We start from the raw sequence: 6,775 nt of genomic DNA, 5'->3' as shown, positions 1-6,775 counted from the left end.
ACGGCTTCATTACGCGAGAAACTTGCTCTGCCGCGTCCCGAAGACGGCGCAGCCGTGGGTGCACACGATGCTGCGCACCATCTTCGAACAGCCCGACACCGAGTCCGTGCACGCCCAGCACCGGCACGTGGTCGAGGTGCTGGAGGCCAAGTACCCCAAGGCCGCCGACCGGCTGGACGAGGCCCGTGATGACATCCTGGCCTTCACCGCCTTCCCCACGGCCGTCTGGCGGCAGATCTGGTCCAACAACCCCCAAGAGCGGCTGAACAAGGAGATCCGCCGCCGCACCGACGTGGTCGGCATCTTCCCCGACCGGGAGGCCATCGTCCGCCTGGTCGGCGCGGTCCTGGCCGAGCAGAACGACGAGTGGACCGAGCAGCGCCGCTACATGGGCCTGGAGATCCTGGCCGAGTGCCGTAAGCACACCCACTCTCAAAATGAGACAAATGATGCTAAAGTGAATATCGAGGCGATTACGGCTTAGAAGTTCGCCGGATTACGAGTGGTCTTCTCATACACCACCTCTCCGGGCGTGGCCGCGATCGGGGACGTGCGGGCTCACGCAACTCATCACCGGGACGTCGCCTGTGCTGCGGCTGCGATCGGGTCGACCTTGAGCAGCGCCCAGACGGTACGGCCAGCCTGGCTGCCGTACACACCCCAGTTGTCGGCCAGCGAGGCGACCAGGAATAGGCCGCGGCCACCCTCGTCCTCGCTGGGCCGGACGAGCCGAGGAACTTCGGGGCCGCCTTCGTCGGTGACGCCGAGCCATACCTGATCGGGTTCGGCCTGGATGCTGACGATGAACCGGCCGCCGAACCGGGCCGAGGCGGTGTGCCGGACGGCGTTGGTCGCCAGTTCGCTCACGATGAGTTCGGCCGACTCGACCACAGGCCAGGCGCCGAGGGAGGCGGTGATGAAGCGGCGGGCTTCGGTGACCGAGGCGGGACGGCCGAGGAAGCGGCGGGATAGGCGCCATGGGGGCATGGGACACGCTCCGTCGTATAGGGGGCTAGACATGCCTTCGACTGGAGCGTATGACCAACGCTAGAAGGTTCTCAAGGAATACGACGCATAAATGCGTCAGTCGTCGAAATGCTTCGCCAGCTCCCGGAAGTCCGCCCCGATCTCACCCAGCAGCACCCGCAACTCGTCCCCGTACACCGCCGAGCTCGCGAACGCCTCGAACGCCTCTTCATGAGCGCCGACCTCGGCCGCCTCAGTCAGCGTGAGGTCACCGGTCAGGCTCTCCACCACGCTCATAGTTCCGTCGAAGATGGAGAACCCGTGCAGCGGGAAGGCCGGCGTTTCCACCTTCCACGGCACGACGCCGAGCCGGACATGCGGCAACGTCGACACCTGGACCAGCCGGTCGAGCTGGGCCAACATCAACGACGGCGACCCCGGCCACGTACGCACCGCACCCTCGGTCAACACGAACGCGAACCTCCGGCCCTCCTCAAACAGCACCGCCTGAGCATCAACTCGGACGGCCGCCGCCTTGGCCGCATCATCCTCATCCACATCACGGCCGACCGCCACTGCCAGCCGCGCATACTCTGCTGTCTGCAACAGCGCAGGAATCATTGCCGACGAGAAGACCGCCATCCACCTCGACGAGCGCACCCGCGCAGCATTCGCCGCCTCCCGGCCAGCCAACCCACTCTTCAGCTGGGATACCTCCTCACGCAGCCGTAAGAGCAGCGTGTCCAACTCCCGCCGCGCGTCCTGGCCGAGGTCGAGGGCTACAGCCACCCGCTCAACTGTCTCCGGCGTCGGCAGCAGCCGCCCCGTCTCCATCCGCGAAATCGTCGGCTGCGCCACCCCGGCCCGCTGCGCCAAGTCCTTACCAGTCAGCCCCGCATCCTTGCGCAGCCGCCGCAGTAACTCTCCTAAGGCGCGTAGCCGATCCCGACGATTATCCACCCGGACGTTCTATCATGACACGCTTCAGCCATATCTCACAGCCGCACTACTGGATGCTCTGACAGCGCACGCTGCGGCAACTCGGGATCACAGCCCGTAGGTAAGTCCGGTCAGACGGGTCGTATCAGTTTAGTTCTTGGCGGCACAGAGACTAAAGAGTGGGGTAGACCCTTCAGCATGGCGCGGAGATCAAGTTCCTCCTCGCTTGTAGCGAAAATTATCTGCGCCCCAGAGGCTCCATCGGTAGCTGCCCTATTAAGCAGTGCCGCGAAGCTCAGTCGGTTCGTCTCTTGCTGACGGGGCTCATCGAACACCAGTAGGCGCGCATGATTGGTGTTGTACCGCATGCTAGCTTCAAGGAAAGCTAAGAGATACGCCCAGATGACCCGAATCATGTCGCTTGCGGACAAGTCGAAACCCAGGTCAAAGCCTTCATGTGTAGGACGATACGTTTCCCGGGACACCTCAATTGACTGAGGAGGTAGGGAATGGAAATGATATCTTCTTAGCTGATCCACGAGAGAGGTCTCTAGGAAGTCGACCTTCTCGGTATCCGACGATGAGCGCGGCCTGTTAGCAAGTGCTCGAAGAGATTCCCGGTTGGCCGCCCAGGCCGCCGCTCTAGATCGCAGTTCTGCTGTTGTATCGGCGATATCGTCGCGTATCTTGGTTAAGGTCTCGATGCGCTCGGAAAGTCGAAGTTTCTCCGTAATGGCCGCGACGGAAGGCTGTGAATTAGCGGATGTAAGGGAATCTTTCAGGGCCCGGATACGCCTTCTGATCTCCGAACTCTGCGAGCGCAATCTGCCGAGTTTGGCCTCTTGTACGTTGATCAGTCGATACAAATCGTCCCTGATAGCTCGAAAAGTTCGAAGTTCTTGCTCGATAAACCTTATGTTCTCCTCAGGTGACATCGGGTGATGGGTGACCTCGAAGCCATCCGGCAAACTCTGCTGGCACGTAGGGCAAACTGAATCTCCAGCTATCACCGCAGCGTGTCTCGATCCCAACCGCCGAAGCAGAGCGGCATCTCTATGGCGCTGAAGATCTTCCTCCAAAGAGGACACCCTAAGTTCAATACTGTCTCTTCGTCCTGTCGCGTCCCCTAATTCCTGAAGGGCGTCCGCGGTAAGCGCAGTAAGCGCAGTTAATTCTTCCTGGCTCTGAGCGAGTTGTATTTCGAGCTCAGGCGCGTCCTCTCCAACGCTAGGTACTTCATCTTCTAGGGACTCGTAGGCGGACGACAAGGCATCAATCTCCTGCTCAAGGCTCAGCCAAGCGCCGGAGTTGTGGACTACAGCTTCCGCAGCCACCTCTGAGATATTCGCGGACGGCCTCGTAGGAAGCCCACGAATGACTACTGAAGAAGCCTTTGCGAGAGCCGTTAAGTCGCTAACAACTTGCTTCCATTCGCTCTCCATGATGCCGGCAGCGGATTCCAATCTTTGGCGCTGCAGAACCGCTTGGTACTCCTCCAGAGCCAGGATGAACTCTGCTGCACGTCGGCTTACGTCACGAATCATGAAGTACGTTGGTATTCTCGCCTGCACACCTGACCAACCGTGCTTCTGCTCCACGAAAAAGAATGGAAACAAACATTCTAGATAGAGCGGCACTTCGCTGCCGTCCATCCTCGCGACCTGAGGGAGATTCCAACCGATGAACCGTGCTAATTCGTAGTGAAACCCGCTCTCCCTCTGAGCAGCGCCGGGGCGGCGAACGAAGAAGTCGCGTCCTGTAGAGAAGGCCATGCGTTCAGTGAGTACTGGCCCGCCAAATGTTTCGATGAGAGCGGAATCTCTGTCGGCGCTTTTTACGGCGCGTCTCACCGTCATGATCTCGGCATTGCCGTTCTCAATCTCTAAAGCGACCCAAGACTCTCGTACGCGATACTCTTGTCCCTCTACCTCGATAGTGTCCGTCATTGCATGAGGCAAAGGTATGTCACGCTTTGCGCTGAGCATTCCTTCAAGCCCAAGTGCATATATGATCGCTTGCAAGCACGTAGACTTGCCGCTTGAGTTATCTGCGCGCAGGACATTGAGGCCATCTCTGAAAGAGATTTCGGTACCGCATACGGGCCCATCGGTGAATACCTGGATCCGCAGGTGGCGGAGTCTAAGCATACGTCACCAGTCCATGATTTCGCGTACAGCCTTCTGGGATATTTTGTTGGGAAGCCTGCTTAAGAAGGCCTTTTCTTGTTGCATCACCTCGGAGTTCGCCCAGATGCTACGGGCTAAGGCCACACCGGAGTCACTGAGCGATATTGTCTGGTTTTCATTCCGTTCGACAAGCCCGGCAGACACTGCAATCGCTATCGTGCGGGTTAGCGATGGATCATAGCGAACCGCGAAATCGTCGGGAGATTTTCGTCGCTCAAACCATCGCACAAGAATTTCCTGAGATCCTTTAGATCTTAGCGCCCAGGATAGTAAGTAGATCTGTTCCATATTAGCCGTGTTTCCGCGGCACCGCGCTAGAATAAGCACCAGTGCGGACAGGCGCCATCCGTGGCGCAGGTCACCGGGGATCGGGTCAGGCCTACGCGCAAAAGCGACTGGTGATTCTAGGCTTCCGAAAATGTCCGCGAGATCGTCCGGGCTAAGCATAACTGTGCCTCTAGGAGGTAGGCGAAGGGAAGCTAAGTGGACACCGCATAAGCCAGTCCGCAATGGAGGCCCAAGCAATTACAGTCCTCAATCTTCCGTCGAGCGCTGGCACATCCCTTCCCAGTTCCGCATCGATCTCTTTTGCAATCTGGGCTAGGTTGCCGAATTCAACCGAATCGCTAGGATACTCCAATACTAGAAGCTGTTCTTTGTGGTTCCTGTAGCGACTGGTGAACTCCCAGTTCTCCGGATACTTACTACGCATGCGTTCGAGCGCGTTCTCTCCGTTAACGTACTGTCCAATCAGACCTTCAATAACTTTCAGGCGGCGCGGTTCGTCCGCTACAAGGTCCCTGAGCTTAGTATCAGCGGTTGCGACCAACTCTTCGTTCGCTTCAATCCAGGCTCGGACCTGTTCTGGCGACGAGATCTCTACATCGATAAGTGCCCTGGGTTGCTGTAAGACCTGTTCGCGAGTATCAGCATATGCATCTTCATCCAAGACGACTATGTGGAAGTCGGGATCTAAATGTGGGAGATGCTTGTCGCGATATTCCTGCGTTTTGTCTGAAGCGTGTTGAATAAGCTCATAAGAGTCAAAAAATGGTACAAAAAAGACGTAAGTCTTAATTCTTACATGACCCAAAAGGCGGAGAAACTTTTCTTGCCGATCTTCGAGCTTTGCGAGGTCGCGCGTCAACTTGTCGCGCTGCTTTTCGTAGCGGTCCTTGACAGGCACGGGCTCCTGTACTGCGTAGCATTGGAAGGCGCATCCATCATAGGTGAAGGCTTCAATGCCTAGGTCACCTCTGTGTCGCGCAGGGACGACCTGAACCTGGTGTGCGCCATATCGTCGCCGAATAAGTAGAATGCACCAATTCTCCCAGTCTTCGCCGAGCCAACTTGTCGCACTCGCCACTTCGGTTTTACTCCTCCGAAAGGTCGCTTGAATCTAGGTTCTGCTAGTACTGTCCGCTACGAGATCACCATACGTGGGTTGTGTAAAATTTCAACGGTATAAGTTGCCAAACCGCCGCGTTCCGGTGCTCCACAGCGGCGACGATGAAGTCGTATGGGCATGCTGATCGACGGCTGCCTTGGCTCCTCTGCTCACAGATGAGCAGCTCAGCTGCCGAATTGTGCTTTTAAGGATCAAGGGCGGCGCTGCGCGCCGCCTCGCGGCCCTGCGCCCGCTCGGCGGCCGGGCATGCGGCCTGGGGGCCGGTCCCGGCCGCCGGCAGCTCGGGCCGGTCGCGGGCCACCCGCACCGCTGTTTCCACCAAACCCGTCCCAGATGCGGTGCCTCTCGCCGAAGTCCGGCTGATGACACCCTGAGATCGCACCTACGATCTTGCGTATGCCGGAGCACTCATGGTTCGAAATCGATGAACCGGACGAGCTGACCGAGACCGAACGGGCCTTTGTGACGGCCTTGCGCGAGCAGACTGCGGATTTCGCTTCCGATGACACCGGCGGCGAGGTCGCGTGGTGCGAGGACCGACTTGTTGCCTACCTCACTGTGATCGATCCAGAGGCACCCCTCAGCCTGATCGACTTCGGCGTGCACTTCAGCGGTGACCGGGTAGAGGGCGATCGGCTACACAACCAACTGCTGACGCTGCCTGACCAGCCGTCGAGATGGGCACTAGATGAGACGGGAACGGTTCAGGAACTCGCACGCCGATCCAGACGCTGGTTCCACTCCATGCTGCGTAGGCCCGTGGTGTTGTACGTCTGGCTGCATGACGGCTACGCCTACGCGGCCAGATATGCCCTGGCGGACACAGACGAGACCATCAGTCAGTGTTACAACGATCGGCTTGCCCCGCCCGGTCAGGCGGAGGAACTGATCGCGGCCGGACACGTGCACGGCAAGGGCTGGATACAGACGGTAGGACTGCCTGTCCCGGACCTCTACCTGCATATCCGCGGCGACCTGGACGAGGCCGCAATGAAGAACATCAGGGCCGCCACAAAGCGTGGGCCCATCCCCGGGCTCTGGTACGAGTAGCCGCAGTGCTAACGCCGCTGCCTGCACCGTCTCTGGAGCACCGAGACATACTTTGCCCCCGGCAGGGGCCTCCGGCTCCGGGATGGCGCCGAGCTGGAGAGCGCGGGCCGTTAGTGGCTGAGGTTGGAGCCCGCGCATCCCTTCTGCCACCGACCCAGGCAGAGCCCAGCAGACCGGCTCCTCCGGCTCAAGCCCGTCTGTGCCCCTTGGCATCCACTGGCCGAGG

Annotated in this window: 8 protein-coding genes; 2 read left to right on the top strand and 6 right to left on the bottom strand. The window is 59.2% G+C overall.

The window, feature by feature from the left end:
• The coding region (locus FLX08_RS39405) for a transposase (protein ID WP_208761971.1) at positions 1-484 on the top strand (484 nt) is incomplete at its 5' end.
• An 86-nt stretch (positions 485-570) separates the two neighbouring features.
• Here the strand turns inward: FLX08_RS39405 and FLX08_RS39400 are convergent.
• From FLX08_RS39400 to FLX08_RS43195, 6 genes are all read right to left on the bottom strand, one after another.
• Entirely contained in the window at positions 571-987 is a 417-nt protein-coding gene (locus FLX08_RS39400; protein ID WP_167530763.1) for an ATP-binding protein, read from the bottom strand.
• 96 nt (positions 988-1,083) lie between these two features.
• Entirely contained in the window at positions 1,084-1,926 is an 843-nt protein-coding gene (locus FLX08_RS39395) for a helix-turn-helix domain-containing protein (protein WP_142625358.1), read from the bottom strand.
• Positions 1,927-2,036: 110 nt separating this feature from the next.
• On the bottom strand, positions 2,037-4,052 hold the full coding sequence (locus FLX08_RS39390) for an ATP-binding protein (RefSeq protein ID WP_142625357.1): 2,016 nt from the start codon (positions 4,050-4,052) through the stop codon (positions 2,037-2,039).
• 3 nt (positions 4,053-4,055) lie between these two features.
• Positions 4,056-4,379, bottom strand: a complete 324-nt coding sequence (locus tag FLX08_RS39385; RefSeq protein WP_142625356.1) for a helix-turn-helix domain-containing protein — start codon at positions 4,377-4,379, stop codon at positions 4,056-4,058.
• 169 nt (positions 4,380-4,548) lie between these two features.
• On the bottom strand, positions 4,549-5,277 hold the full coding sequence (locus tag FLX08_RS39380; RefSeq protein WP_142625355.1) for a hypothetical protein: 729 nt from the start codon (positions 5,275-5,277) through the stop codon (positions 4,549-4,551).
• Positions 5,278-5,683: 406 nt separating this feature from the next.
• The gene (locus tag FLX08_RS43195) at positions 5,684-5,818 is read right to left on the bottom strand and encodes a hypothetical protein (protein WP_280117164.1); all 135 of its coding nucleotides are present in this window, start codon (positions 5,816-5,818) and stop codon (positions 5,684-5,686) included.
• 77 nt (positions 5,819-5,895) lie between these two features.
• Here FLX08_RS43195 and FLX08_RS39375 point away from each other — a divergent pair, with 77 nt between their 5' ends.
• Entirely contained in the window at positions 5,896-6,549 is a 654-nt protein-coding gene (locus tag FLX08_RS39375) for a hypothetical protein (protein ID WP_142625354.1), read from the top strand.
• Positions 6,550-6,775 lie beyond the last annotated feature (226 nt).

The organism is Microbispora hainanensis (assembly GCF_006874475.1).
Lineage (GTDB): Bacteria > Actinomycetota > Actinomycetes > Streptosporangiales > Streptosporangiaceae > Microbispora > Microbispora hainanensis.
Note: the sequence above shows the minus strand (reverse complement) of the source record. Positions and strands in the feature narration are given on the sequence as shown.

Excerpts from the sequence above, each read along its gene's own strand:
- FLX08_RS39400 (WP_167530763.1), bottom strand. The coding sequence starts at position 987 with ATGCCCCCATGGCGCCTATCCCGCCGCTTCCTCGGCCGTCCCGCCTCG.
- FLX08_RS39390 (WP_142625357.1), bottom strand. The coding sequence starts at position 4,052 with ATGCTTAGACTCCGCCACCTGCGGATCCAGGTATTCACCGATGGGCCC.
- FLX08_RS39385 (WP_142625356.1), bottom strand. The coding sequence starts at position 4,379 with ATGGAACAGATCTACTTACTATCCTGGGCGCTAAGATCTAAAGGATCT.
- FLX08_RS39375 (WP_142625354.1), top strand. The coding sequence starts at position 5,896 with ATGCCGGAGCACTCATGGTTCGAAATCGATGAACCGGACGAGCTGACC.